The sequence below is a fragment of the Haloplanus rubicundus genome, assembly GCF_003342675.1.
Classification (GTDB): domain Archaea; phylum Halobacteriota; class Halobacteria; order Halobacteriales; family Haloferacaceae; genus Haloplanus; species Haloplanus rubicundus.
Window position 1 is genome coordinate 1,503,336 of the sequence record NZ_CP031148.1, and the last position, 24,696, is coordinate 1,528,031.

At 68.9% G+C, this 24,696-nt stretch carries 29 protein-coding genes; 21 read left to right on the top strand and 8 right to left on the bottom strand.

The features are described 5' to 3' along the window. The first annotated feature begins 12 nt into the window (after positions 1-12). Entirely contained in the window at positions 13-441 is a 429-nt protein-coding gene (locus tag DU484_RS08555; RefSeq protein WP_114605706.1) for a DUF7575 domain-containing protein, read from the top strand. Positions 442-574: 133 nt separating this feature from the next. Here the strand turns inward: DU484_RS08555 and DU484_RS08560 are convergent, their stop codons facing one another. Beyond that, the gene (locus tag DU484_RS08560; RefSeq protein ID WP_114447891.1) at positions 575-847 is read right to left on the bottom strand and encodes a helix-turn-helix domain-containing protein; all 273 of its coding nucleotides are present in this window, start codon (positions 845-847) and stop codon (positions 575-577) included. A gap of 178 nt (positions 848-1,025) precedes the next feature. Here DU484_RS08560 and DU484_RS08565 point away from each other — a divergent pair, with 178 nt between their 5' ends. From DU484_RS08565 to DU484_RS08580, 4 genes are all read left to right on the top strand, one after another. Beyond that, positions 1,026-1,730, top strand: a complete 705-nt coding sequence (locus tag DU484_RS08565) for a class I SAM-dependent methyltransferase (protein WP_114585613.1) — start codon at positions 1,026-1,028, stop codon at positions 1,728-1,730. Between the two features lie 95 nt (positions 1,731-1,825). Continuing rightward, positions 1,826-2,728: a glycosyltransferase family 2 protein gene (locus DU484_RS08570; protein WP_114605707.1), complete on the top strand. Its 903-nt coding sequence runs from the start codon at positions 1,826-1,828 to the stop codon at positions 2,726-2,728. Positions 2,729-2,810: 82 nt separating this feature from the next. After that, positions 2,811-4,367 (top strand): thermosome subunit alpha, encoded by a 1,557-nt coding sequence (gene thsA, locus DU484_RS08575; RefSeq protein ID WP_114606748.1) that lies wholly within the window; start codon positions 2,811-2,813, stop codon positions 4,365-4,367. Between the two features lie 71 nt (positions 4,368-4,438). Further along, entirely contained in the window at positions 4,439-4,657 is a 219-nt protein-coding gene (locus tag DU484_RS08580; RefSeq protein ID WP_114585616.1) for a heavy-metal-associated domain-containing protein, read from the top strand. Positions 4,658-4,683: 26 nt separating this feature from the next. Here the strand turns inward: DU484_RS08580 and DU484_RS08585 are convergent, their stop codons facing one another. After that, the gene (locus DU484_RS08585) at positions 4,684-5,460 is read right to left on the bottom strand and encodes an SAM hydrolase/SAM-dependent halogenase family protein (protein ID WP_114585617.1); all 777 of its coding nucleotides are present in this window, start codon (positions 5,458-5,460) and stop codon (positions 4,684-4,686) included. Further along, positions 5,457-5,972 carry a nicotinamide-nucleotide adenylyltransferase gene (locus DU484_RS08590; protein ID WP_114585618.1) on the bottom strand — a complete coding sequence of 172 codons (516 nt, stop codon included), beginning with the start codon at positions 5,970-5,972 and terminating at the stop codon, positions 5,457-5,459. The genes DU484_RS08585 and DU484_RS08590 overlap by 4 nt, the downstream gene beginning before the upstream one ends. A 166-nt stretch (positions 5,973-6,138) precedes the next feature. On the opposite strand from DU484_RS08590, the gene lonB reads away from it, so the two are divergent. Further along, positions 6,139-8,256, top strand: coding sequence for an ATP-dependent protease LonB (lonB, locus tag DU484_RS08595; RefSeq protein WP_114605708.1), 2,118 nt, complete (start codon positions 6,139-6,141; stop codon positions 8,254-8,256). A 33-nt stretch (positions 8,257-8,289) separates the two neighbouring features. Then, positions 8,290-9,057, top strand: coding sequence for a CPBP family intramembrane glutamic endopeptidase (locus tag DU484_RS08600; RefSeq protein WP_114605709.1), 768 nt, complete (start codon positions 8,290-8,292; stop codon positions 9,055-9,057). Here the strand turns inward: DU484_RS08600 and DU484_RS08605 are convergent. Next, positions 9,054-9,497, bottom strand: coding sequence for an MGMT family protein (locus tag DU484_RS08605; RefSeq protein WP_114585621.1), 444 nt, complete (start codon positions 9,495-9,497; stop codon positions 9,054-9,056). The two genes, DU484_RS08600 and DU484_RS08605, sit on opposite strands and share 4 nt — an antisense overlap. Before the next feature lie 72 nt (positions 9,498-9,569). Between DU484_RS08605 and trpC the strand changes: the two genes are divergently transcribed. The 9 genes from trpC (at position 9,570) to DU484_RS08650 (ending at position 17,563) form a co-directional block, all read left to right on the top strand. Further along, positions 9,570-10,328 (top strand): indole-3-glycerol phosphate synthase, encoded by a 759-nt coding sequence (trpC, locus tag DU484_RS08610; RefSeq protein ID WP_394338757.1) that lies wholly within the window; start codon positions 9,570-9,572, stop codon positions 10,326-10,328. Next, a complete protein-coding gene (gene trpB, locus DU484_RS08615) occupies positions 10,325-11,575 on the top strand; it encodes a tryptophan synthase subunit beta (protein WP_114585623.1) in 1,251 nt (416 codons plus the stop codon). The genes trpC and trpB overlap by 4 nt, the downstream gene beginning before the upstream one ends. After that, complete coding sequence (gene trpA / locus DU484_RS08620; protein ID WP_114585624.1) at positions 11,572-12,420, top strand: tryptophan synthase subunit alpha; 849 nt, start codon at positions 11,572-11,574, stop codon at positions 12,418-12,420. The genes trpB and trpA overlap by 4 nt, the downstream gene beginning before the upstream one ends. Before the next feature lie 23 nt (positions 12,421-12,443). Next, on the top strand, positions 12,444-13,235 hold the full coding sequence (locus DU484_RS08625) for a 2-amino-3,7-dideoxy-D-threo-hept-6-ulosonate synthase (protein WP_114585625.1): 792 nt from the start codon (positions 12,444-12,446) through the stop codon (positions 13,233-13,235). A gap of 56 nt (positions 13,236-13,291) precedes the next feature. Then, positions 13,292-14,467 carry a 3-dehydroquinate synthase II gene (locus tag DU484_RS08630; protein ID WP_114585626.1) on the top strand — a complete coding sequence of 392 codons (1,176 nt, stop codon included), beginning with the start codon at positions 13,292-13,294 and terminating at the stop codon, positions 14,465-14,467. A 49-nt stretch (positions 14,468-14,516) separates the two neighbouring features. Continuing rightward, positions 14,517-15,287, top strand: coding sequence for an MBL fold metallo-hydrolase (locus tag DU484_RS08635; RefSeq protein WP_114605710.1), 771 nt, complete (start codon positions 14,517-14,519; stop codon positions 15,285-15,287). Between the two features lie 42 nt (positions 15,288-15,329). Then, complete coding sequence (locus DU484_RS08640; protein WP_114605711.1) at positions 15,330-15,980, top strand: YkgJ family cysteine cluster protein; 651 nt, start codon at positions 15,330-15,332, stop codon at positions 15,978-15,980. A gap of 114 nt (positions 15,981-16,094) precedes the next feature. Then, entirely contained in the window at positions 16,095-16,493 is a 399-nt protein-coding gene (locus DU484_RS08645; protein ID WP_114587206.1) for a TRAM domain-containing protein, read from the top strand. Between the two features lie 92 nt (positions 16,494-16,585). Beyond that, entirely contained in the window at positions 16,586-17,563 is a 978-nt protein-coding gene (locus DU484_RS08650; protein WP_114605712.1) for a hypothetical protein, read from the top strand. Here the strand turns inward: DU484_RS08650 and DU484_RS08655 are convergent. Then, the gene (locus DU484_RS08655) at positions 17,560-19,281 is read right to left on the bottom strand and encodes a radical SAM protein (RefSeq protein WP_114605713.1); all 1,722 of its coding nucleotides are present in this window, start codon (positions 19,279-19,281) and stop codon (positions 17,560-17,562) included. The two genes, DU484_RS08650 and DU484_RS08655, sit on opposite strands and share 4 nt — an antisense overlap. An 87-nt stretch (positions 19,282-19,368) precedes the next feature. On the opposite strand from DU484_RS08655, the gene DU484_RS08660 reads away from it, so the two are divergent. The 4 genes from DU484_RS08660 to DU484_RS08670 are packed head-to-tail and all read left to right on the top strand — an operon-like array spanning position 19,369 to position 22,171. Then, positions 19,369-20,703: a cytochrome P450 gene (locus DU484_RS08660; RefSeq protein WP_114585631.1), complete on the top strand. Its 1,335-nt coding sequence runs from the start codon at positions 19,369-19,371 to the stop codon at positions 20,701-20,703. 43 nt (positions 20,704-20,746) lie between these two features. Continuing rightward, positions 20,747-21,496, top strand: a complete 750-nt coding sequence (locus DU484_RS08665; protein ID WP_222844893.1) for an acetoacetate decarboxylase family protein — start codon at positions 20,747-20,749, stop codon at positions 21,494-21,496. A gap of 52 nt (positions 21,497-21,548) precedes the next feature. Continuing rightward, a complete protein-coding gene (locus DU484_RS19975; RefSeq protein WP_187347791.1) occupies positions 21,549-21,707 on the top strand; it encodes a DUF7559 family protein in 159 nt (52 codons plus the stop codon). Continuing rightward, positions 21,704-22,171, top strand: coding sequence for an Hsp20/alpha crystallin family protein (locus DU484_RS08670; RefSeq protein ID WP_114585632.1), 468 nt, complete (start codon positions 21,704-21,706; stop codon positions 22,169-22,171). The genes DU484_RS19975 and DU484_RS08670 overlap by 4 nt, the downstream gene beginning before the upstream one ends. Here the strand turns inward: DU484_RS08670 and DU484_RS08675 are convergent, their stop codons facing one another. From DU484_RS08675 to DU484_RS08685, 3 genes are all read right to left on the bottom strand, one after another. Then, the gene (locus DU484_RS08675) at positions 22,172-22,771 is read right to left on the bottom strand and encodes an NUDIX hydrolase (protein WP_114585633.1); all 600 of its coding nucleotides are present in this window, start codon (positions 22,769-22,771) and stop codon (positions 22,172-22,174) included. It abuts the gene before it with no gap. A gap of 74 nt (positions 22,772-22,845) precedes the next feature. Beyond that, the gene (locus DU484_RS08680; RefSeq protein WP_114605714.1) at positions 22,846-23,328 is read right to left on the bottom strand and encodes a DUF7109 family protein; all 483 of its coding nucleotides are present in this window, start codon (positions 23,326-23,328) and stop codon (positions 22,846-22,848) included. Then, positions 23,325-24,416, bottom strand: coding sequence for a glycosyltransferase family protein (locus DU484_RS08685; protein WP_114585635.1), 1,092 nt, complete (start codon positions 24,414-24,416; stop codon positions 23,325-23,327). Before DU484_RS08685 ends, DU484_RS08680 begins: the two co-directional genes overlap by 4 nt. 83 nt (positions 24,417-24,499) lie before the next feature. On the opposite strand from DU484_RS08685, the gene DU484_RS19980 reads away from it, so the two are divergent. After that, complete coding sequence (locus tag DU484_RS19980; RefSeq protein WP_181861580.1) at positions 24,500-24,670, top strand: HVO_0758 family zinc finger protein; 171 nt, start codon at positions 24,500-24,502, stop codon at positions 24,668-24,670. The last annotated feature ends 26 nt before the right edge of the window (positions 24,671-24,696 follow it).

Consider the following 24,696-nt stretch of genomic DNA (forward strand, 5'->3'; position numbering starts at 1 on the left):
CATCCCTCCACGATGGGTAAGCGGGATCGTCGGGTGGCCATCACCGTTATCGTGAGCGTACTGGGGGCGGTGATCGGCGTCGCCGGCGCGGGCCACGCCTACCTCCGAGAGTGGGGGCGCGCGTTCGCGTGGTTCTCGCTCGTGCTCGGGGCCGGGCTGGTGTTGATCGCCTCGTTCGCCGACTCCGGGACGGTGACGCTCTCGACGCTCCCGCTTCGTGTAAGCGGGCCGCTCCTCCTGCTGTTCACGCTGAATACGCTCGACGCCTACCGCGTCGCCAGCCGGACGGGGGGTGATGGCGTCGGACAGCGAACGCCGCGTCGTCCCGACGCGGAGCCGTCCGTCCCGTGTCCGTCGTGTGGCCGGGAGTACGATCCGGGGCTCTCCTTCTGTCCGTGGTGTGCGGGCACGCGGGACGACGAACGGGCCGGGGATCGTTGAGCCTCGCTACGGCTCGGGTCGTGACCGTGAATCGATGCCGTGACCGCCGTCTCGTACGGTTTGTTGTGAGTCAGTACGGTGGTTCGTCAGGACGGGCCGGCGAACCGCCGGTACACAGTTACAGCAATCCGTATCAGGTTCGGAGGAAGTAGACCTGCTTTCGGGCGTCCTTGAAGCTGTATCGGGAGTCGACGATGTCGGACTCCTCCAGACGGTTCAGCGCGTACCGAACCGTCCGGTCGGGGAGCAACGACTCCTCGGCGAGTTGCCCCTGCGAGAGCGGCGAGTCGCTTTCGAGCACCTTCGCGACGAGCTTCGCACTCGGTGGGAGTTCGCGCAGTCGCTCTCGGTATTCGGTGGTCGTGAGTCGGTCGTCGCCGACGGAGTCAGCCGCTGTGGTGCTCATACTCACGAGTCCGCCCCAGTAGTGGTAAAGGTTATCTCTATACACATGAAAATACACGAGACACCTTATATGGCATTATATGCAAAAAGAGGAGCGTGGCCGGCGGCGGTCGGGCGGGCGGTTGCGGCCGACGGCACATCCAGTACGGTTTTAATCTTCGGGCAAAGAGACGCGTAGCGTGAAAGGAGAGGAGTGGTATCAGGCGGACGAGGTCGCCCAGGAGTACGATGTCAAGCGATTTTCGCGCGGTGGGCGGCTGATCGACCGCCGGGAAAAGCGGGCCGTTCTCGACGCGCTGAACCCTCTCGACGACCGGAAGGTACTGGAGATTGCCTGCGGGACGGGGCGGTTCACGGTCATGCTGGCCGAACGCGGGGCCGACATCGTCGGGCTGGACATCTCCTCGGCGATGATGGCCGAAGGTCGGAAGAAGGCCCGTGCGGCGGGAGTCGCCGACCGCATCGAGTTCATCCGTGGCGACGCCGCCAGACTCCCCTTCCCTGACGATCACTTCGACACCGTCTTCGCGATGCGGTTTTTCCACCTCGCCGACACGCCCGCGAAGTTCCTCGCGGAGATGTGTCGGGTCTCGAAACGGCAGGTCTTCTTCGATACGTTCAACGACCGAAGCACGCGCGTCCTCTACAACTGGTTGCTTCCGATGGGTTCGCGGCTCTACGGCCACGACGAGGTGAAACGCCTCATCGACGGGGCGGGCTTGACGCTCACCGACGCAAATCACGACTTCGTCCTCCCCTACGGCTTCTACCGAAAGATTCCGAACCGGTTGGCCGGCGCGTTCCGAAGCGCCGACACCGCCATCGGCGATACGCCCCTCGGCGATCACGTCGCGTCGGTGTCGTACTGGAACGCGCACGTTTAGCCCTCGTTCGGCGGTGTGTCGCTCCGCTCCGGTGTCCTCCGTCATCGACCGCAGCAGTGGGAACCGTTATGGTCGCTGAGTCGGTGTGGTCGGATATGGACCTCTCGGTAGTGATACCGACCCTCAACGGCCGGGATCGGCTCGCGGCGTGTCTCGACGCCCTCGCCGCGCACGTCCCCGACGCGGAGGTGATCGTCGTCAACGGGCCGTCGACGGACGGCACTACCGGGATGATTCGCGACCGCGACGACGTGGACGTACTCGTCGAGGTGTCGACTCGCACCGAGAACGTCGCTCGCAACGCCGGCCTCGAAGTCGCGACCGGCGACGTGGTGGCGAGCCTCCGACACGACCTCGTGGTCGAACCCTCGTGGCTCGCGGGTCTCGAAGACGGCCTCCCCGAGGCGCCGGTGGTCACCGGCCCGACCCACCGCACCCTCGACGGTGGGATGACGACCGAGGAGTTCGAGCGCCGACGGATCGGCTCCCGCGAGGTGACTTACTTCAACGGTGGCAACGTCGCGTTCCGACGCTCGGTCCTCGACGCCCTCGACGGCTTCGACGAGTACCTCGAAACCGGCGGCGACCGGGACGCCGCCCACCGCCTCGCGACCCTCGACTACGCGGTGGCGTGGCGCCCGGAGATGTGCGTCCGACAGGAGTACTCCGCCGACGGCGGCATCACCACGGGCGACCGCGGCGCCGAGTTCCGATCGCTCGCCTACCGCCTCGTGAAGAACTACGGCCTCCAGCCCGCCGCGGCCACGGACACGACCCGGCGAGCCCTGCGGGACGCCCTCGACGCCGGTCGGGAAGTCCTCCGCGGGAACCTGGCGCCGACCGAGTGGTTCGGCACCGGTCGAGCCGTCGTGACCGGCGTCGCCCGCGGCGCCGCCGACGGCCTCGTCGCCCGCCTCAAGGATCGGACGCCCGCGCGAAACCCCCACGGCGTCTCCGACCGTTCCGACCGTGCGGTCGCCCGGTACGACTGGCGTTGATCGCCGTGCACCGTGCTATCCCGGCTCCGACAACGCATATATAGAACTGCAAGCGTCCCTTTCTGTGATCATGAGTACCCGTATGCAGCAACCGCTGTACATTCTGACCGAAGACACGCAGCGGACCCAGGGTCGGTCGGCTCAGGACTCCAACATCCGCGCGGGGAAAGCCGTCGCGAACGCCGTCCGAACCACGCTCGGACCGCGCGGCATGGACAAGATGCTCGTCGACGCCTCCGGCACCGTCGTCGTGACCAACGACGGCGCGACCATCCTCGGCGAGATGGACATCGAACACCCCGCCGCGCAGATGATCGTCGAAGTCGCCGAGACACAGGAGGAGTCGGTCGGCGACGGCACGACCACCGCCGCCGTCCTCGCCGGCGAACTCCTCGTCCGCGCCGAGGACCTCCTCGACGGTGATCTTCACCCCACGGTCGTCGTCGAGGGCTACGACGAGGCTGCCGGGGTCGCGCTGGCCGCTATCGACGAACTGGTGTTGGACGCGGATCTCGACGACGACCTGCTGGCCCGCGTCGCGGAGTCGAGCATGACCGGCAAGGGTACGGGCGACGTGTCCGCCGAGGCGCTCGCCGAGCGTGTCGTCGCCGCGGTCCGGCACGTCACGGCGGACGGCGACATCGACCGTGACAGCATCCACATCACCACCCACACGGGCGCGAGTTCGAGCGCCACCCGCCTGATCGAGGGCGTCGTGGTCGACAAAGACCCCGTCGTCGACGCCATGCCCCGATCCGTGTCGGACGCGACGGTTGCGGTCGTCGACGTGAAACTCGACGTCCGGAAGAGCGCGGTCGACACCGAGTACTCGATCACCAGCGTCGACCAGCTCGACGCCGCACTCGACGCCGAGGAGACCGAACTCCGTGGCTACGCCTCGGCGCTTGCCGACGCCGGCGTCGACGTGCTATTCTGTACGAAGAAGATCGACGACCGCGTCGCCAGCCACCTCGCCCGCGCCGGTATCCTCGCGTTCGGCAACGTGAAAGGGAGCGACGCCACGGCCATCGCCCGCGCCGTCGGCGCCCGCCGCCTCGGCACGGTGGCCGACGTCGACCCCGCGGACCTCGGACACGCCGACGCGGTCGACATCGAACGCTTCGGCGGCGACGACCTCGTCGTCGTCGAGGGCAGCGCGGCCGCGGCGGCCGTGACGCTCCTGCTCCGTGGCGGCACCGAACACGTCGTCGACGAACTCGAACGCGCCGTCACCGACGCCGTCGACGGCGTCGTCGCCGCGGTGGAGTCGGGCGGCGTCGTCCCCGGCGCCGGTGCGACCGAAATCGCCGTCGCGAGCCGCGTCCGCGAGGCCGCGTCGCACATTGCGGGCCGGAAACAGCTCGCCGTCGAGGCCTTCGCCGACGCGGTCGAGGCACTCCCGCGCACGCTCGCGGAGAACACCGGCATGGACCCCATCGACGCGATGGTCGATCTGCGCACCCACCACGAGCGCGAGGGGCGCGCGGGCATCATCGCCGGCGGTCGCAGCGGCGCCGTCGCCGACCCCGTCGAGTACGGCATCTTCGATCCCGCGGCGGTGAAGCGGGCGGCCGTCGGCTCCGCCGCCGAAGCCGCGACGATGATCCTCCGTATCGACGACGTGATCGCGGCGCGCTGAGCGCGTCGATCGCCCCTAACTCTCACCACAGAAACATTTATACTTTGACGTGACGACGGCACTCGGTGAGGATGTCCACAATTTCGACCCACCAAATCACCGTCTCGGATATGATGTGTAACGGCTGTGAAGACACCATTCAGGACGAAATCCGCCACGAACACGGGGTCAGGCGGGTGAGCGCTAACCACATCGAGGAGACGGTCGAAGTCGAGGGCACGGACGACATGGATATCGACGCCCTGGTGCAGATGATCAACGAACTCGGATTCACCGCGACGCGAGACTGACCGCGATCCGCCGCGGTCGGTCACCGTCACTCGACGCCGTCGATTTCTATCGTATTCCCCGGCGAGAGACCGAACCACTCGTCGCCGCGGCCGTCGTTGACGTCGCACTCGACGTAGCCGTGGCTCCCGACGACCACCAGCGGGCTTCCGGGGTCGACGGAACCGAACGTCGCCCCGACGGGCACTTTCTCGCCGTTCACCCGGACGACGTCCCGACCGTCGAGGAAGTCGCCGGGGACGTTCGTGATCACGTTCCCGAAGTCGTCGACGGCGAGGACGAACCCCTCGGCACCGTCGTTCTCGACGGTCGCTTCCGGCAGCCGACAGTCGACCGGTTCGGCCGGCGTCAGCCGGTCGTGGTCGTCGAGGGCGCCGACGCCGCGGGCCGCGACGGCCTCGTGTATCTCCGCCGCGAGCGGCGCGAACACGTCGCGGCCGTGGAACGTCGTGGAGGCGGGGTCGCCGGGGTCGGCGTGGAACCAGTCCACGCCGGCGTCGGCCTCGGCGGCGAGTCGTCGGGCCGCGGGCACCAGCAGGCCGTTGTCCGGGCCGACGAGCGTGTGTTCGCCCGCCCGCGCGACGAGGACGGCGCGGTCGGTGCCGACGCCGGGGTCGACGACGGCGAGGTGGGTCGCCGGCGGAAAGGTCGGAAGCACTTCGCGGAGCCAGAACGCCGAGGCGCGGATCGAACCCCGCGGCAGGTCGTGGCTCACGTCGACGAGACGGGCGTCGCTTCGCCGGAGGATGGCGCCTTTCATCGCGGCCGGATACGGGGTGCCGAAGTCGGAGGCGAGGGTGATCATGGGCCGTTGGTGTCGGTTTCGCTCACGCGCTGGATGCGCCGGATGCCGTCGACTTCGTCGATCACCTCGACGACCGGATCGGGGACGAGATGCCGCCAGTCGCCGCCGTCGATCATCCGGTCGCGAAGCTCCGTTCCCTCCAGCACGTCGCGGTTGAACATGGGTGACTGGCGCACCTCGACGCCCGCCTCCTCGAACAGTTGGATGACGAGCGGGTTGTTGGAGTAGGCGACGTCGAAGGAGGGGGACATACTCCGGACGTGGCTCACCCAGACGGAGTTGCGGTCCAGGTCCTCGATGGGGACGACGTACGTCGTGCAGTCGAACTCCGCGACCGACTTCGTGATCATCATCACGCGTTCGCCCGCGGTGAACGGATCGCGCGTCGAGTGGGAGTGACCGGCGCTGCCGATGCCGAGGACGAGTTCGTCCACCTCGGAGACGATTTCGGCGACCATTCGGTGGTGGCCGTCGTGGTACGGCTGGAACCGGCCGATGTAGAACCCCCGCATGATGACGACGTACGCGCCCGCATTTATAAAATCGACGAGTCGGCGCGTTCGACGAATTGTGGCGGTAGATGGGTTCTATCCCGTGGCTCTGCCCCTCGACAATGATAACCAAGGGGAGAAAGTATATCAGTCGCTAACCCTTCAGTTCGACCAACGAAACCGTTCTATGAACGACGACACGAACACGGACGAGCGCCCGGCCGACGGCGCGGAGCGGATCGACGACGATCCGCCTCGTGACGAGTCCGGCGGGGCCGACGAATGGGAGGACGACGTCCCTGTCCCGTCCGGCCCGGAACCCGGCGACGACCCGGGTAACGGCGCGGACGACGGGTCCATCGAGGATCTCGGCAGCGACGTCCAGATCGACGCCGAAATCGACGAAGACGCGGAGGACGACCTCCTCGGTGGGCTCCAGATCGAGTCGACCGCCGAGATTCAGGTCCCCGACCGCCTCGTCGACCAGGTGATCGGACAGGAACACGCCCGCGACGTCGTCATGAAGGCGGCCAAACAGCGTCGCCACGTCATGATGATCGGCTCGCCCGGGACGGGCAAGTCGATGCTCGCGAAGGCGATGAGCGAACTCCTCCCCCAGGAGGAGCTGCAGGACGTCCTCGTCTATCACAACCCCGACGACGGCAACGAACCGAAGGTCCGGACGGTGCCCTCGGGGAAGGGCGATCAGATCGTCGAGGCCCACAAGGAGGAGGCCCGCAAGCGCAACCAGATGCGCTCGTTCCTGATGTGGATCATCATCGCCATCGTGCTTGGCTACTCGCTCATCATCGCCGGGAACATCCTGCTCGGCATCCTCGCGGCGGGTATCATCTACCTCGCGTTCCGCTACGGCTCCCGTGGCTCGGACGCGATGATTCCGAACCTGATCGTGAACAACGCGGACCAGCAGACGGCGCCGTTCGAGGACGCCACCGGCGCCCACGCTGGCGCTCTGCTGGGCGACGTCCGCCACGACCCGTTCCAGTCCGGCGGCATGGAGACGCCGTCTCACGACCGGGTCGAGCCGGGCGCCATCCACAAGGCCAACAAGGGCGTGCTCTTCATCGACGAGATCAACACGCTCGACGTGAGGAGCCAACAGCACCTGATGACGGCGATTCAGGAGGGTGAGTTCGGCATCACCGGCCAGTCCGAGCGCTCCTCGGGCGCGATGGTCCAGACCGAACCCGTTCCCTGTGACTTCGTCATGATCGCCGCGGGGAACCTCGACGCGATGGAGAACATGCACCCCGCGCTCCGTTCCCGGATCAAGGGGTACGGCTACGAAGTGTACATGGACGACACCATCGAGGACACCCCGGAGATGCGCCGGAAGTACGCCCGCTTCATCGCCCAGGAAGTGGAGAAGGACGGCCGCCTGCCCCACTTCACCGACAAGGCCATCGAGGAGGTCATCCTCGAAGCCCGTCGGCGTGCGGGCCGGAAGGGCCACCTGACGCTCGAACTCCGGAATCTCGGCGGGCTGGTCCGCGTCGCGGGCGACATCGCCCGCGCCGCCGACGCCGAGTACACGACGCGGGATCACATCCTGCAGGCGAAGGGTCGCTCCCGCAGCATCGAACAGCAGCTCGCGGACGACTACATCCAGCGGCGCAAGGACTACGAACTCCAGGTCAGCGACGGGTTCGTCGTCGGCCGCGTCAACGGGCTGGCCGTGATGGGCGAGGACTCCGGTATCGTCCTCCCCGTCATGGCCGAGGTGACGCCCTCGCAGGGTCCCGGCGAGGTCATCGCCACGGGCCAACTGAAGGAGATGGCACAGGAGGCCGTCTCCAACGTCTCCGCGATCATCAAGAAGTTCTCGGACGAGGACATCACCCAGAAGGACATCCACATCCAGTTCGTCCAGGCCGGTGAGGGCGGCGTCGACGGCGACTCCGCCTCCATCACCGTCGCCACCGCGGTCATCAGCGCGCTGGAGGGCGTCGGCGTCGACCAGTCGCTCGCGATGACCGGCTCGCTCTCGGTCCGCGGGGACGTCCTCCCCGTCGGCGGCGTCACGCACAAGATCGAGGCCGCCGCCAAGACCGGCTGTGATCGGGTCATCATCCCCGAGGCCAACACGCAGGACGTGATGATCGAGGACGAGTACGAGGAGATGATCGAGATCATCCCCGTCAGCCACATCAGCGAGGTGCTGGACGTGGCACTCGAAGGCGAGCCCGAGAAGGACTCGCTGGTCGACCGGCTCAAGACGATCACCGGCTCGGCACTCGACAAGCAGAGCGTCAACCAGGGCCCGAGCAGTCCCAGCCCCCAGTAGGACGGCTGCGGTGCCCACCGTCTTTCCATCCTGATGCCCGAGTGGACGGCCTTCGCCGGCTTCGTCGGCGTCGTCCTCGCGGGGTTGCTCTTTCTCGCGCGTGCGTCCGCGGACGTCCTCACACCCGCCGAGCCACCCGTCTCCGAGGCGCCGACGGCGGCGGAGTACCCCGCCTCGCTCGGGGAACGCGTCGTCGGCGACGACCGCTCCGGTCTCCCACGCTTCTCGACCACGACACTACTCGTCAACGTCATCGTCTCGCAGGGCCTGTCCGCCACCCTCCTCCTCGTCGGGATGTGGATCGCCGCCGTCCCGCCGTCGGCGCTCGGTCTCACCGCCGACTCGCTCGCGCCGTCCGCCCTCGCCGCCGGCGTCGGCCTCGGCGTCGCGCTCCACGCCGTCAACGCCGTCGGCTCTCGCCTGAGCGACCGGTTCGGCTTCGGCGACGCGACGGCGCTTCGGGAGGCGATGGCGCCCGAGTCGGCCGCGGGGTGGGCAGTGCTCCTGCTCGTCGTCCTGCCGCTCGTCGCCGGCTTCGAGGAACTCCTCTTTCGCGGGATCCTGATCGGCGCGTTCGCGACGGGCTTCGGCGTCTCGCCGTGGCTCCTCGCGGCGCTCTCCTCCGTCGCCTTCGCCCTCGGCCACGGCGCACAGGGGCGGATCGGCATCGTCGTCACCGGCGCGCTCGGGTTCGTCCTCGCCGTCGCGTTCGTGCTCACCGGAAGTCTCGTCACCGTCGTCGTCGCCCACTACCTCGTGAACGCCTTGGAGTTCGTCGTCAACGAGCGGTGGGGGCGTTAGGCTTCGAGGTCACGCAGCCGCTCGGCCACCTCGGGGGGCGTCGCGCCCGGTCCCGAGACACGGTGGTCGGGGATACAGAGTGGGACGGGGTTGGCCCGAAGCGCCTCGCGGACGGCGTGCAGGTCGTCCTCGTCCTCGTCGTCGAGGCCGGCCAGGCGCGCCACGCGCGCCACGTCCACCGTCTCGCCGTAGGGAACGTTCCGGACGGCGTCGAGGACCGTCCGCTGGTCGGTCGGGACGGTGAGCGCGACGGTCACGTCGTCGAAGTGGTCCTCGGCCCCGTCGAGGTAGTCGAAGACGCGGTCCAGAAGCGGGTGGTCGGGGCCCGCGTCGTCGGGGACGGACTCGGGAAAGGAGACGCTGATGACCCGGTCGCCGGCGACGCCGACCTGTACCGCCCGCCCCAGTCGCGGCGATTCGCGTGCGTAGATGCCTTCCATGCGTTTTCGGTGGGCGGGTCGAGTCAAAAATGGGACGCAAGGCTTATGTGCAAATCAGTCCGTTAGTGTACAATGATGGACGCTAATGGTGAAGAACTGGCGCCGGCGGTGCGCTCGCTCCTCGACGCCGCCCACGAACGGGCGGGCGGCGAGGAGCGTATCTCGGTCGACGCCCGGTCCTTTTCGGACGCTCTGGCCGATGCGGAGGCCGACGGACGGGTACCGGTGATCGCGGAGGTGAAGCCCACGAGTCCGACGACGGCGGGGCGACGGGACGACGACCCGGTCGACCTCGCACGGGCGATGGTCGCGGGCGGGGCGACGGCGCTGTCGGTGTTGACCGAACCCGAACACTTCGGGGGGTCGACCGACGCGCTCGAACGCGTCAGGGCGGCCGTCGACGTGCCCGTCCTGCGCAAGGACTTTATCGTCGAGGAGTCCCAACTCGACCTCGTGGCGTCGGATCTAACCTTGTTGATCGCGCGCTTCGTCGACGACCTCTCCGGCCTCCTGCAGGCCGCCGAGGAACGGGGCTTCCAGCCGCTGGTCGAGGTCCACACCCGTGCGGAACTCGACCGGGCACTCGACGCGGGCGCGGACCTGATCGGCGTCAACAACCGCGACTTGGGGGCACTGGAAGTCGACCTCGACACCTTCGAGTCGATTGCTCCCCACGTTCCGGACGACGTGACGTTGATCGCGGAGAGCGGGATCGGATCGACCGACGACGTGCGACGGATGCGGTCGGCGGGCGCCGACGCCCTGCTGATCGGCAGTGCGATCATGGACGGCGACGTGACCGACAACGTGCGACGATTTACGACAGCATGAGCTCCCATACAGGCAAGTTCGGCGAGTACGGCGGACAGTACGTTCCCGAGGCGTTGATGCCGGCCATCGAGGAACTGGAAGACGCGTACCAGCGGTACGTACTGGAGAACGAGGACGGCTTCATGGACGATTTCCGGGCACGGTTGGCCGACTTCGGCGGGCGACCCACGCCCCTCCAGCACGCCAAGCGGCTCTCGGAGCGGTACGACCGCGACGTGTATCTCAAGCGGGAGGACCTCCTCCACGGCGGCGCGCACAAGCTGAACAACGCGCTCGGGCAGGTCCTCCTGGCGAAGTACATGGGCAAAGAGCGCATCATCGCGGAGACGGGCGCCGGCCAGCACGGCACCGCCACGGCGATGGCGTGTGCCCACCTGGGTATGCCCTGCGAGGTGTACATGGGCCGGCGGGACATCAACCGCCAGCGCCCCAACGTGTTCCGGATGCGCCTCAACGGCGCCGAAGTGAATCCGGTGACCGTCGGCCGCGGCACCCTGAAGGAGGCCATCAGCGAGACGATGCGCGACTGGGCGACCAACGTCGAGGACACACACTACGTCATCGGGAGCGTCGTCGGTCCCCACCCGTTCCCGGCGATGGTGCGGGACTTCCAGCGCGTCATCTCGGAGGAGGCCCGCGAGCAGATTCGCGAGAAGGCCGGCCGCCTCCCCGACTCCGTGCTCACCTGCGCGGGCGGCGGCTCCAACACGATGGGCGTCTTCGCGGAGTTCATTCCGGACGACGACGTGGACCTCTACGCCGTCGAGGCCGGCGGCAGCAGTCTGGAGGTCGACGAGGAAGCAGGCGTCGCCCCCAACTCCGCAACGCTCTCGACCGGTACCGAGGGCGTCCTCCACGGCTCCCGGACGCGCGTCCTGCAGGATCGCGACGGACAGATCATGGAGTCCCACAGCGTCTCGGCAGGCCTGGACTACGCCGGCGTCGGCCCCGAACTCGCCGACCTCGTCGACCGCGGGCGCGTCACCGCCGTCAACGTCGACGACGACCACGCCCTGGAGGGCTTCCACCGGCTCTCACAGTTGGAGGGCGTCATCCCCGCGCTCGAATCCGCCCACGCCGCCGCCTACGTCGAGGAGAATCACGAAGACCTCGGCGAGGTCATCCTGCTCAACATCTCCGGCCGCGGCGACAAGGACTTAGAGACCGTCCTCGAGGAGACCCACGGCCGCGACATCGAGAACGCGCCGGAGATAGAGACCTTCGCCGAGACGGGGGGGTTCCAGTGAGCCGCATCGCCGAGGCGTTCGCCGACGGCCCTGCCTTCGTCCCCTACCTCGCCGCGGGCGACCCGAACTACGAGGCGTCGCTGTCGTACGTGGAGGCGCTGGAGCGTGGCGGCGCCGACGTGATCGAACTCGGCCTGCCCTTTTCCGAACCCATCGCGGAGGGGCCGACCATCCAGAGCGCCATCGTCCGCGCGCTGGAGGGCGGCATGACGCCCACGCGCTTTTTCGAGTTCGTCGAGGACCTCGACGTGGACGTGCCGCTGGTCTGTATGACCTACTACAACCTCATCTACCAGTTCGGCGAGGGCGAAGAGAAGGGACCGGAGGCGTTCGTCCGCCGCGCCGCCGAGGTCGGCATTGAGGGCTTCGTCGTCCCCGACCTGCCCGCGGAGGAGGCCGCGCCCCTGCGGGAGGCGTGTGACGCCCACGACTGCGAACTCGTCTTCATCGTCGCGCCGACGACGAGAGGCGAGCGCTTAGAACGCATCATGTCGCAGGTGTCGGGCTACGTCTACGTGCAGGCCCGCCTCGGCACGACCGGGGCGCGCGCGGACCTCTCGGATCAGACCGACGAGAGCCTCGCACGGATCGCGGAGTGGGACGTGCCCAAGGCGGTCGGGTTCGGCATCTCGTCGGGCGACCACGCCCAGCGGGTGATCGAAGCCGGCGCCGACGGCGTCATCGTCGGCTCCGCACTGGTCGACATCGTCGCCAAGGGCGTCGAACGCGGCGACCCGCCGGTGACCGTCGCGAGCCGGCTAGAATCGAAGGCGCGCGAACTCAAGGAGGGGGCGCTCCGCGGTGCCGCGGGATCGAACGAACAGCCGCATCCGGAACGTACATAAGCGCCACTGGTACAGGGTAACACATGAATACGGGAACACGGGCGCGTCTTCGACGCATCTCCACGGACGACCGCTACCTGATCGTCCCCATGGACCACGGCGTCACCATGGGGCCGGTGAAGGGACTGGTCGACATCGAAGCCACCATCGACGCGGTGACCGACGGCGGCGCGGACGCCGTCCTCACACAGAAGGGCGTCGCACCCCGCGTCCACGACCACAAGAACGGTGCGGGCTACATCGTCCATCTCAACGGTTCGACGAACATCGGCCCGGACGAGGACGACAAGCGCCAAACGGGTACCGTCGAAGCCGCCCTCCGCGCCGGCGCCGACGCCGTCTCCTTCCACATCAACGTCGGCTCGGAGTACGAACCCGAGCAGATGACTGCCCTCGCCGAGGTGACCCAGCGCGCCGACGAACTCGGCGTCCCGACGCTCGCGATGGCCTACGCCCGCGGCCCCGACATCGACGAGGACGACCCGGAGGCCCTCGCCCACGCCGTCCGCCTCGCCGAAGAACTCGGCGCGGACGTGGTGAAGACGGGCTACAGCGGCGACGGCGACAGCTTCGCCCCCGTCTGTGCGGGCACCCGCCTCCCCGTCGTCATCGCGGGGGGGAGCCGCGGCACCGACCGACAGACGGTGCGGATGGTCCGCGGCGCGATGGACGGCGGCGCCGCCGGCGTCTCGATGGGTCGCTCCATCTTCCAGCACGACGACCCCGGGGCCATCACGCGCGCCATCTCGGCCATCATCCACGACGACGCGGGCGTCGACGAGGCGCTCCGGCGCGGCGGCCTGCTCGAAGCCTGACCTGATCACTACCGCTATCCGCCACGTTCAAGCCACGCCCCACCGAGTTGCCGACAATGACACGGAGCGTATGGCTGAAAGCCGACGGGACGGTCGGCGACTGGGAGACGCGGAAAGAGCGCATCACGGCCGGCCTCGAAGCCGGCGTCGACTGGGTGCTGGTCGACGAGTCCGACGTGGCGCAGGTGCGCGAACTCGGCGACGTGCACGTGGCGGCGTTCCGGACCGACGCCGACCTCGTCGAGGACGCCGAACCCGACGGGCCGAACGCGGACGCCTACGTCGTCGGCAAAAACGGGGAGGGTGACGGCACGGTCGACCTGCCCCCCGACTTCTCCGGCTCCGCCGACCTCTCGACGCTCCGCCGCGACGACGACCGGGCACAGGGTGCCTACGTCCGCATCTTCAGCGAGGACTACGAGGCCTTCGCCGAGGAGGCGGCGAAAGACGCCGACTACACCATCGTCGTCGGCGAGGACTGGACGATCATCCCGCTGGAGAACCTCATCGCCCGCATCGGCGAGGAGACGGACCTGATCGCCGGCGTCACGACCGCCGAGGAGGCCCAAACCGCGTTCGAGACGCTCGAACTCGGCGCCGACGGCGTCCTCCTCGACTCCGGTGATCCCGACGAGATTCGCCGCACCTGCGAGGTCCGCGACGACGCCGAGCGCGAACACCTCGACCTCCAGTTCGCCGAGGTGACGAAAGTCGAGCGGACGGGCATGGCCGACCGGGTCTGTGTCGACACCGGGTCGCTCATGGAGGGCGACGAGGGGATGCTCGTCGGGTCGATGTCGCGGGGCCTCTTTTTCGTCCACGCCGAGACGGCCGAGTCGCCCTACGTCGCCTCCCGACCCTTCCGGGTGAACGCGGGCGCCGTCCACGCCTACGTCCGCTCGCCCGGCGGCGGGACGAAGTACCTCGCCGAACTCCAGAGCGGCGACGAGGTGCAGGTCGTCGACACCGACGGCAACACCCGCGAAACCGTGGTCGGCCGCGTCAAAATCGAGAAACGGCCCATGTTCCGCGTGCAGGCCGAAGTGGAGACGGAGGAGGGCGTCGACCGCATCGAGACGCTCCTCCAGAACGCCGAGACGATCAAGGTCCACACCCGCGAGGGCCGGACCGCCGTCACCGACCTCGACGCCGGCGACGAGATGCTCGTCTACTACGAGGACGTGGCCCGGCACTTCGGCGAGGCGGTCGAAGAGAGCATCATCGAGAAGTGATGCGCGGGTTCGCCGCCTCGTTCCGGCCCACCGACTCACGACGGGCCGCATGAACCTCCGACGCGTTCCGGTGCCGACCGAGACGACCGCCGGCGGCGAGACGAACGCCTACCTCGTCGACGAGCCGGCCGGCTCGTTCCTCGTCGACCCCGCCGCCCGCACCGAGGCCCTCGACGCCGCCGTCGCGGCGCGGACGGTCGAACGTATCGCCGTCACGCACACCCATCCGGACCACGTCGGCGCCGTCGCGGACTACGCCGCCGAGACGGGTGCGACCGTGTGGGCACGGCGCGGCCGCGAGACGCGGTTCGAGGCCGTCACGGGCGTCGCCCCCGACCGGACGTTCGTGGAGGGCGACCGAGTGGGGGGCCTGACCGTCCTCGACACCCCCGGTCACGCGCCGGATCACGTCGCCTTCGAGGCCCCCGATGGAATCCTCGCCGGTGACCTCGTCCGCGCGTCCGGGAGCGTCGCCGTTGCCCACCCCGAGGGCGACATGCGCGCCTACCTCGTGGCGCTCCGGCGCCTCCTCGCCCGCGACCCGCCGCGGCTGTATCCGGGCCACGGACCGGTCGTCGACGGCCCCGAGGCGACGATCCGTCGGCTCTACGCCCACCGTCTCGACCGGGAGCGACGGATCGAGGCGGCGGTCCGGTCGGGCGCCGCGTCGGTCGAGGCCGTCCTCGACGCGGCGTACGACCGGGACCTCTCGGGGGTTCGCGACCTCGCCGCCGGGACGGTTCGGGCCCACCTCGACAAACTCGCCGTCGAGGGGCGGGTGTGGATCGACCCCGAGACGGGGCGGGTGGGGCCGGCGTAGCCGGGGCGACGACCTTTTTTCCCTCCTCCGCCCACGCCCGGTATGGAGTCGCTCGAAGCCGAACTCGACCGGGCGCGGGCGTTGAACGTGAGCGACCTCGCCGACGCCATCGAGTCCATCGGCTTCGAGTGTACGCGGTGTGGTGGCTGTTGCAAGAGCGACGACGAGGACCCCCACACCGCCACGGTGTTCCCCGACGAGGTACGCGAGTTGCAGGCGACGACCGGCTACGACTGGCGGGACGTGGCGCGGCCGATGCCGTACGGTCTCTCGGCGGGGGCCGACGGCCCCGAGGGCGAGACGTTCGAGTGGGCGCTCCAGACGGACGCCTGCGGCGACTGCACGTTCTACGAGGAGCGCGAGGGGGAGGGACGGTGTACCGTCCACGACGACCGGCCGCTGATCTGTGCGACCTACCCGTTCAGCGTCGCCCTCGGTGGGACGAGCCAGCCCATGGGCGAGGCGGTGGACGAGGCGGGGATGGTCCGCGCCCACGAGTGCGAGGGCCTCGGGCGCGACATCTCGCGCGCCGACGCCGAGGACCTGGCGCGGACGCTCAAGCAGCGGGCGGTCCGGGAACTGGAGGAGGCCATCGGCGTCCGCGACAACTACGAACCGGTCGAGACGGAGTCGGGTGAGGTGGTGGTGTACGACTCCGAGGGGCCGAAAGACCTGAACGGGGCGCTCCGCTGAGACGGTTCGTCGTGCCCACTCGTCGGCGTGTCGCCGATACTGACGTACAGCGAGCCGTACGGCGGCGATACACCTTTAACGATCCCGCCACAGGTTGGCATGGAGGTTTACACTGTGGAGATCTCAGATAACCTGTTGTGTCTGTTCAGCGCGCGTGTGCAGTCGGAGGATGGATCGTACGTGATCGAGGTACCGCAACGTGAAATCGAGACGGGATCGATCGATCCCGACGAAACCTACCGCGTGGCACTGATCTCTCGGGAACGGGCCGAATCGGAGGAGTCTACCGAATCCGAAACGCCCACCTCGGAGCCACAACCACCCGTCGAGGTCGGCGAGATTCGGTACGTCGAAATCGAGGACATCGGTAAGCAGGGCGACGGCATCGCCCGCGTCGAACGTGGCTACGTCATCATCGTTCCGGGCGCCGAAATCGGCGAACGCGTCAAAATCGAGATCACCGAGGTCAAATCCAACTTCGCGGTCGGCGAGATCATCGACGAGGACTTCTGAACGGCGTGCCGGTCGTCGGCGAACCGCGCCGACACGACCGGACGGCGACCACCGACACAAGACCTATCTCTCGGCCGTGAAACGGCGTCTACATGCGACGCCGTGCCCTCCTCTCAGTTAGCGCAACCGGCCTGGCCGCGACGGCTGGCTGTCTCGGCCCCGCGTTCGGCTTCGGCACCGACTGCCCGCGCGGGGCCGACCTGCGCCTCCGGCCGACGACCGACGCCGACACCGCCGACGGCGCCAGCGACCCCGTCGAATCGCTCTCGCCGCCCGAACGCGCGGCCGCCCGCGACGCCCTCGGCGGCGCCGAGCCGACGATGTGGGTGCCGGAACCCTCCTCCCCACCGTTCTCCGATTCGGCGTTCCTCGCGGCCGACGGGACGTACGTCGTCGCCGAGACGGCCGTCGTCTCCACGGCCGACCGCACCGGTTACGAGTTCACGCTGGAGACCGGCCCCGAGACGACGGCGACCGGGGACGCCCTGGCCTTCGCCGACCTTCCCGCAGTCGACCGGACGGCGTTCTACGCGGCCCTCGGCTACCCGGGCCGTCGAGAGATGGAGCGGTTCGAACGCGCTCGTTCGATCAGCATCGGCGCCCTGCTCGCGTACCCCGACGACGAGGCGGAGTCGCGATCCGAACTCGTCCCGGACCCGGCCGCCGAGACGCTCCACCTCGGTGGTCAGGAGTTCCGGTTCCGGATCGAGCGAACGAAACCCACGACCGTCGAGACCCGACGGGTCGCGGTGCGGATGGTCGCCGACTCGACGGACGAGTTCGTCGCCCTCGTCTACGACCGGTACGGGGTCGACCTCGACGAACGCGACCTCTCGGCCGAGCAACGCGACATCGTCGAGACGGCCATCGACGACGGCTACGACGAGTGTGCGCCATACTCCGAGGCGTACGCGGACCTCCAGCGAACGCTCGGCCGGCAGGTGACGCGGGTGACCGACGACGGCGACGGCGTCGCGACCACGCCCGCCGCCGACGCGCCCGACCGGGTCGACTACGCCAACTACGAGAACGAGTGGTACGTCGTTCAGCTCTCGGAGTACGTCGTTTAGTCCGCCGACTCCATCGAGTCGACCGCCGCGAACCGCGATAGATCGGCGTCGACACCCACCTCACCGAGCGAGGCGTAGGGACGATTCACCACGATGTCGCCCGCGGTGGAGCGGCCGACGCCCGGAAGCGCGGTGAGTTCGTCCATCGACGCCGTGTTGGGGTCGAGCGGGTGGGGGACGCCGGTCACCGAGCGGTAACCGTAGTCGACGAGCGCCACGTCCATCGTCGCCCCCAGTTCGCGCTCGCCGGGCACCGCGACCAGCAGGGGATAGGTTCCGAGCTGGCGGCCGAACGTCTTGCCGCCCTCGTGGTACTCCAGATGCACGTCGGGGAGGACGGTTCCCGGCGGCGCGACCCGGCGGAGCATCGGCTGATCGATCTCCTCGCGCACCTCGCGTTTGTACCGCTTGAACTGCTTCTTGTGGTCGTGGGCGACCTCGGCGCCGGTGTCGCTCATCTCCGTCCCCGCGAACGCCATCACCTGCCGGATGTTGATGCGCCGGAGCATCAGCCCCTCGTCGTAGACGCGCTGGAGGAACCGCTTGTTGTGCGCGAACGTCTCCTCGCGCTCGCCCGCGAGGCCGTGGACGAGGTTGATTCCCGGCAGGAGCTTGGGGAGGCGATTCGCGGCGCCGTCGCCCGTCGTCGGCGCGTCCGCGGGGTCGTCGCCGGGGCGCCACCCTGCTTCCTCGTTGACGACCCGCACCGCTTCCAGACACTCCTCGGCCGTGACGAGGAGGTTGTTCTCCTCCTGGACGACGGGGTCGGCTGATTCGAGACCGAACGCCGCCGTATCGCCCGCGGTGTTGTGCTCGGCGATGATGCGGATGGCCTCGCGTGACTTCTCGGGGTAGTCGACGATGGTGACGGGGTTCATGTTGTCGAGGTGGAGCGTCCCGAGGTCGGGCGCCACCTCCCGGATGCCCGCGTACAGTCGGCGGAGCGCGTCGGGGTTCGGCGCCTCGCCGTCGCCGCCGAACGCGAGGATGTCGGCCTGTCGGCCCAGCCGGAAGTGTCGGACGCCGCGGTCGTAGAGCGCCTCGACTTCGCGGACGACCGACTCGGCGGAGCGGAATCCCGGATCGCCGTACAGCGGTTCGGTGCAAAAGGAACACCGGTAGGCACAGCCCCGCGAGGTTTCGAGTTCGGCGATCAGGTAGTCCGGATGGTTGGGGTGGTCCTCGACGACGAACGCACCCAGCGCGGCCCAGCGGTCGAGGTCGGCGTTGTCGCGCATGCGGTTGCCGAACCCCTCCAAGCCACTCGCCACGAGGTCGTGGGCCGCCGCCTCCACGTCCCCCTTGGCGACGAAGTCGTAGTCGAGGTCCTTGCGCTCCATCTCCTGGGCGCCGGCGTTCTCCTCGCCGACGCCGAAGCGGACGGGACCGCCCATCAGCGTCGTGCCGTCGGCGGTCCACGCCAGCTCTCGAACCTCGTCGGGTTCGGCGGGGGTGCCCCCGACGTACTTCCCGGGGACGGTCATGCCGCCGAGGTAGATCAGGAGGTCGGCGTCGGCCACGTCGCGCCACTTCGAGCGGTCGTCGCGGAGTTCGTCGATGGTGTGGTAGTCGATTCCCGACTCGGGCACGCCGGCGTCGACCAGCGCGCCCGCGGTGAAGCGGGGGTACGTCGAGACGTACGGCGGGACCCCGAAGTGTGCGGGTTCGTCGACGTAGCCGTCGACGATGGTGACGGCGAGGTCTGCGGGGTCGATCATGGAGGCCGTTCGCGGTCGACGCGTAAAACCGTGTTCGTGTGGGTTCCGCCCCCAAAGGCACAAGTCGACCTAATCCTACGGGACGATATGCCGAAGGCTCTCCCGAACCCGCCGCAGGCCGGCCTCCTGAACGCCATGCGATTCGGCAGGGATACGTTCCGCTTTCTGGGGGTGATGCAGTCCCGCTACCGGGACGGCGTGGCCGTCCCAATCCCCGGCCGCGCGCCCCTCGTCGTGTTGACGAACCCCGAACTCGTCCACGAGGCCCTCTCCCGCCCCGAGACGTTCGGGCGCGTCCCCGCCCAGGAGTCGGCGGCGCTCATCGCCGAGGGCGGCCTCGTCCAGAGCGACGGCCCGCTCTGGCGACAGCAGCGGTCGATCATGAACCCCGCCTTCGACAGTCGACAGGTGCGGACCTACGCCGACAGCGTCGGCGAACGCGTCGCGACCATCGCGGACGACTGGGCCGACCGCGGCCGGTTCGAGACCAACCTCCACCGCGAGATGACCCGGATGACCGTCCGCGTCGCCTCGGAGGTGTTGCTCGGCGAGGACATCGGCCACGACCGAGCCGAGCAGTTCCACGAGTGGATGCAGACCGCCGGCACGGAGTTCGAGTTCGACCTCGCGAGCGTCGGCCCGGACTGGCTCCCGAGTCGCATCTCCCCCGAGTTTCGCGAGGCCGCGGCGGGCATCCGCGGGCTGAGCGAGGACATCATCGAGCGCCGCCGGCGGCTCGTCGAAGAGGGCGACTCCGGACGGAACATGGTGACGATGCTCCTCCGGGCCGAGGACGACCCCGACGTCGACTACCCCGAGAACCAGATCCGCGACGAGGTGTCGACGTTCCTCATCGCCGGCCACGAGACGACGGCGCTGAGTCTCACCTACACGACGGCGCTGCTCTCGTGGTATCCCGACGTCCGCGAACGGGTTCGCGAGGAGGCCGAGACGGTTCTCGGTTCTGAGCCGCCGAGTCACGGCGACGTGCGGGACCTCCCGTACACCATGCGCGTCTATCGCGAGGCGCTGCGGCTCTACCCCCCGGCGTGGGCGGTGTTCCGCCGGGCCAACCGAAAGGCCCGCCTCGGCGACTACCGCGTCGACGAGGGCGCGGCGGTCATCATGCCCCAGTGGTCGATCCACCGCTCCGGCCGCTACTTCGACGATCCCGACACCTTCGACCCGGACCGCTGGGAGCGCCACAATCCGAACGACACGCCGGCGTACTTCCCGTTCTCGTCCGGGCCGCACGCCTGCGTCGGCAAGCAGTTCGCCCTCTCGGGGGCGACACTGACGCTCGCCCGCTTGGTGCGTGATTTCGACATCGACGTGCCACAGGACGCCCTCGACGACCTGCGGGTGACGCCGACGCTGCGCCCGGGCAACGGCGTCCCCGCCGAGATACACCCCGCGGAATGAGGGCCCGCGAATCGACCGCACCCCCGCGGCTGGGGGGCGACGCGTGACGGTCGGCGGCGTCTCCCGTCCGGGCGGCACCGACGGCGCCGTGGAGACGCTCTCGACCGGCCACCGGGTCGAACTCCCGCTCTCGACGACGGCGCGCGCTCGGGGGGTCGTCCTCCCCGCGTCGCGGTCCGGGGTCCGGTCGATCCTTCCCGAGAGCCTGCGGCCGGTGCGGGTGACGCCCACCCGCGCCGCCGTGACCTTCCTCTCCGTCGCGTACGACCGAATCGGCGGGAGCGACATCGATCCCTACGACGAGTTCGGCGTCCTCTTTCCGGCCGTTCCCGCCGACGCCCCGCCCGTCTCGGCGATCCGACGCGTCGGCGGCTACGTCGACTTCCTCCCGGTCACGACCGAGCCTGCACGGGCGCTTGGCGTCGAGGTGTGGGGCTATCCGAAGGCCGTCGCCGATATCACACACCGCGAGCGGGGAGCGACGCGGCGGACGACGGTCACCGTCGACGGCGAGGGGTTCGTCGCGCTGTCCGTCGACCGGCCCCCAACGGTCGAGACTTGCCTCTCGTCGGCCAGCTACACCACGATGGACGGCCGCCTCCTCCGTGAACGGCTGACCGTCGACGGGCGGGTCGGGGCGTGGCCGGCGAGCGGGGCGTTCTCGGTGACCCTCGGCGACCATCCCCGTGCGGACCGGCTCCGCCGTCTCGACGTCGGCGACCGGGCGATCCTGCGGGTCGCCGCCGACGTCGAGTTCACCATCCACGCGGGCCGACGCGTCGGGAGCGAGTGACGCCGTCCCACGAAGGCTAATGTTGATTAGTCGCGCATCCTAACCCCTCACCATGCCTGCAACGAAGGAGATCAAGTGTACGAGCGCCGACTGCGAGCTCGACATGTTCGAGAACCACTACACCTACGACATCGCGGACGATCACACCGTCGCCGACCTCTCCTGTCCGCTCTGTGGCGGCACCGACTGTCTCGAGGAGATCGAACTATGACCGGGTTCAAGGAGTTCGGCAAGTCGGCGGCCAACGCCGTCCTGGAGCGAGTCGGTCGCGGCGTCGGGAAGGTTCAGGAACGAAAGCCGCTCTCGTACGACGTTCTGGAGTCCGAGGACGCCTACCTCGTCGTCTTCGACGCGCCGGGGGTCACCCGCAGCGACGTGCAGGTGCGCTACGTCGAGGGCGAGGTGCAGGTTCGCCTCGACCGTTTCCGCGACTTCCACGAGGGCTTCGAGATGCGGTTCCCGGGTCGCGGCCTCTCGCTCGACGGCCGCGCACGCCTCCCGCCGGACGCCGACGTGGAGGCCGGCGAGGCGTCGGCCACCCTGAGCAAGAACGGGACGCTCCGCATCGAGGTGCCGAAACACGCCGACGGGACGGACGTGGCGGTCGTGGAGGAGCCGGACGACCAGGACGAAGACGAGGGGGCCGCCGACGCCGCCGCCGACGACGCGTCGTAATCAGACCGGATACTCCGCGTCGGGATCGACCACGCGGTCAACCTCGGGCGGCATCTCCCAGTCGGTCGTCAGTTCGAGCAGTTGGACGAGCATCCGCCCGGTCGCCCCCCAGACGGTGTAGCCGTCGACGTAGAAGAAGTGGAGTCGAATGTCACCGTAGTAGGGGTGGTCGCGGCGCTCGGACTCGTAGTTGTCGAGGTCGGTCAGCGCCGCGACCGGGAGGACGGCGATTTCGGCCACCTCGCGTTCGTCGGGGACGTACTCGCGGTCGGGGACGCGCGAGACGAACGGGCGGACGCTGTAGTCGCTGACCGTCGGGATGTCGTCGAGGCGGCCGACGACGTCGATTTCCTCCGACCGGAGTCCGATCTCCTCGTTGGCCTCGCGACGCGCCGTCGCCTCTAGGTCCGCGTCGCTGGGTTCGCGCCCACCCCCCGGAAAACTCATCTGGCCCGGATGCTGGCCGAGGTGGTCCGCGCGCTTCGTAAAGAGGAGCGCGTCGCCGTCGCCGCGGGAGACGATGGGTGCGACGACCGCCGCCTCGCGCTCGGCGTCCTCGACGGTCCGTGGCGTATGCCGGGCGAGCGCGGACAGGTCCATGCGCATGGTGTGTCGGGAAGCCCCGTGTCGGTTTCGGTCGGGGCGTCGTGTCGTCTACGGTCCGGGGGGTGCTTTCAGTTGCGGTTCTCCAGTTCGTCGTCGAGTCGACTCCGAACGCCGCTCACGTCGGTCGCTCCCCACGTTTCGAGGTCGTAGCTCACGTCGAACAGTCGCTCGACCCGGTCGGCGTCGCCGGCGTCGACGGCCCGCGCCGCCTCGGCCCGGAACCGACGCTCCGCGGCCTCGACCAGTTCGGCTCGGTCCGGCTCCCGTTCGGGTACGTCGAGGATGTGCGGGAGGTCCTCGGCGCCCTCCGGGAGGGCGGGAAACGCGGCCGGCCCGGGCGCCAGTAGCCTCGTCCCGTCCCGGTCGACGGGCACGAGGTAGTAGCCCGCTATCGCGTCGTCGACGGCCGCCTCGATGGCCTCGTCGTCGACGGCCTCGCCCCGCTTGAACGCGAGTTCGGCGAGCGCGTCTTCGAGTTCCGTGCGGGTCACGGCGCCGAAGAGGTCGACGACGCCCGCGAGTTCGTCGCCCGTCGCGTCGGCGAGAGTCATCGCGCCGCCTCCAGATCGGCCGCCGCGGCTTCCGCGATCCGGTCGGGAGTGACCGGGGCGTCGGCCCACGCCGGCAGGCGGCGATCCGTCCCCGGCGGCTCGATGGCGTCGACGTACGTTTCGATCTGGTCGAGTTCGTCGCCGCGGTCGTACGACAGCCCGTTGAACTTCGCGTCGAGTTCGTAGCTTCGCACGAGCGAGCGCGCCGTCTCTCGGTAGCGGTCGACCAGCGTGTCGTAGTCCGGGTCGACGCCGCCCTCGGTGACGACGCGAAGCAGCGCCGAGCCGACGTGTCGACTCATATCGGAGAGCCCCGTCGGCCCGCTCACCGCGCGGTGGTCGTGTTCGTACGTGCCCAGATCGACCTGTGCGCTCCCCTCGAAGTCGGCGTACTCGAAGGCGTCGCCGAGGGTGCCGACCTCCAGTCCCCACGACCGCTGTGGCCGGAAGCGCTCGACGAGGTCGGTCGTCGCGGCGAACTCGCCGGCGAGCGCGTAGCGAAACGACTCCAGATAGCGGAGGACGGGAGCGTCCCGACCCTCGCTCAGCGCGCGGACCAGCGGGACGAAAAACAGGCGAAAGAGACGGCCGTAGAGGCGGTCGTTCTCGACGCGTGCGTAGTAGCCCTTCGAGAAGTCGTCGCCGTGGGCGAGCGGGAAGAGCAGCCGTGGCACGTCCGCCCGGGAATAGCTCTTGGTGTCGGCGTCGTGGACGACGACGTACTCCCGGTCGAGCGCCTGCCCGAGGCCGAGCCACACGTCGCGACCCTTCCCGAACTCGCCGTCGAGGTCGTGGTCGTCGAGCAGGTCCTCCAGCCGCGGGCCGTTACACCAGAGCACCGACAGCGACAGGTCGAAGTCGGCGAGCCAGTCGTGGAAGTCGCCGACGCGCTCTTCGGGCGCCCGGAGCGGGACGATCACCTGCCCGGGATCGACCCGTTCCAGTTCCGAGAGGACACGATCCGGCGCCAGTCCGGCGTACTCGCGCTCGGTCATGGGGACGACGACCGTCGCGCGGTCGGTCGGCGCCGTCGGCGTCGGATCGGTCAGATCGTGGAGCGTCGTCACGCGTTCCTGGACGTACTCCATCACGCCCACCTGAGTGCGGCGCGGACAAAAGCCCGCCGCATCGGCCGGTCCGTTTTTTAAACAGGGGCGCCCAACGTGGGCACATGAAATCGACCCGGAAGGGACTCCGTGACGGTGAACTCGTCAAGGACACCTACGAGCGACTCACGTGCGCGGAGTGTGAGAAGGTGCTGAAAAAGCGGGACGACCCGGACGAGGTGTTCGCCGTGCGCATCTGTCCCGACTGTGGCCGGGAGTGGAAGGACCTGCGCTAGTTATCCCGCCGGCTGTAAGTCTCGAA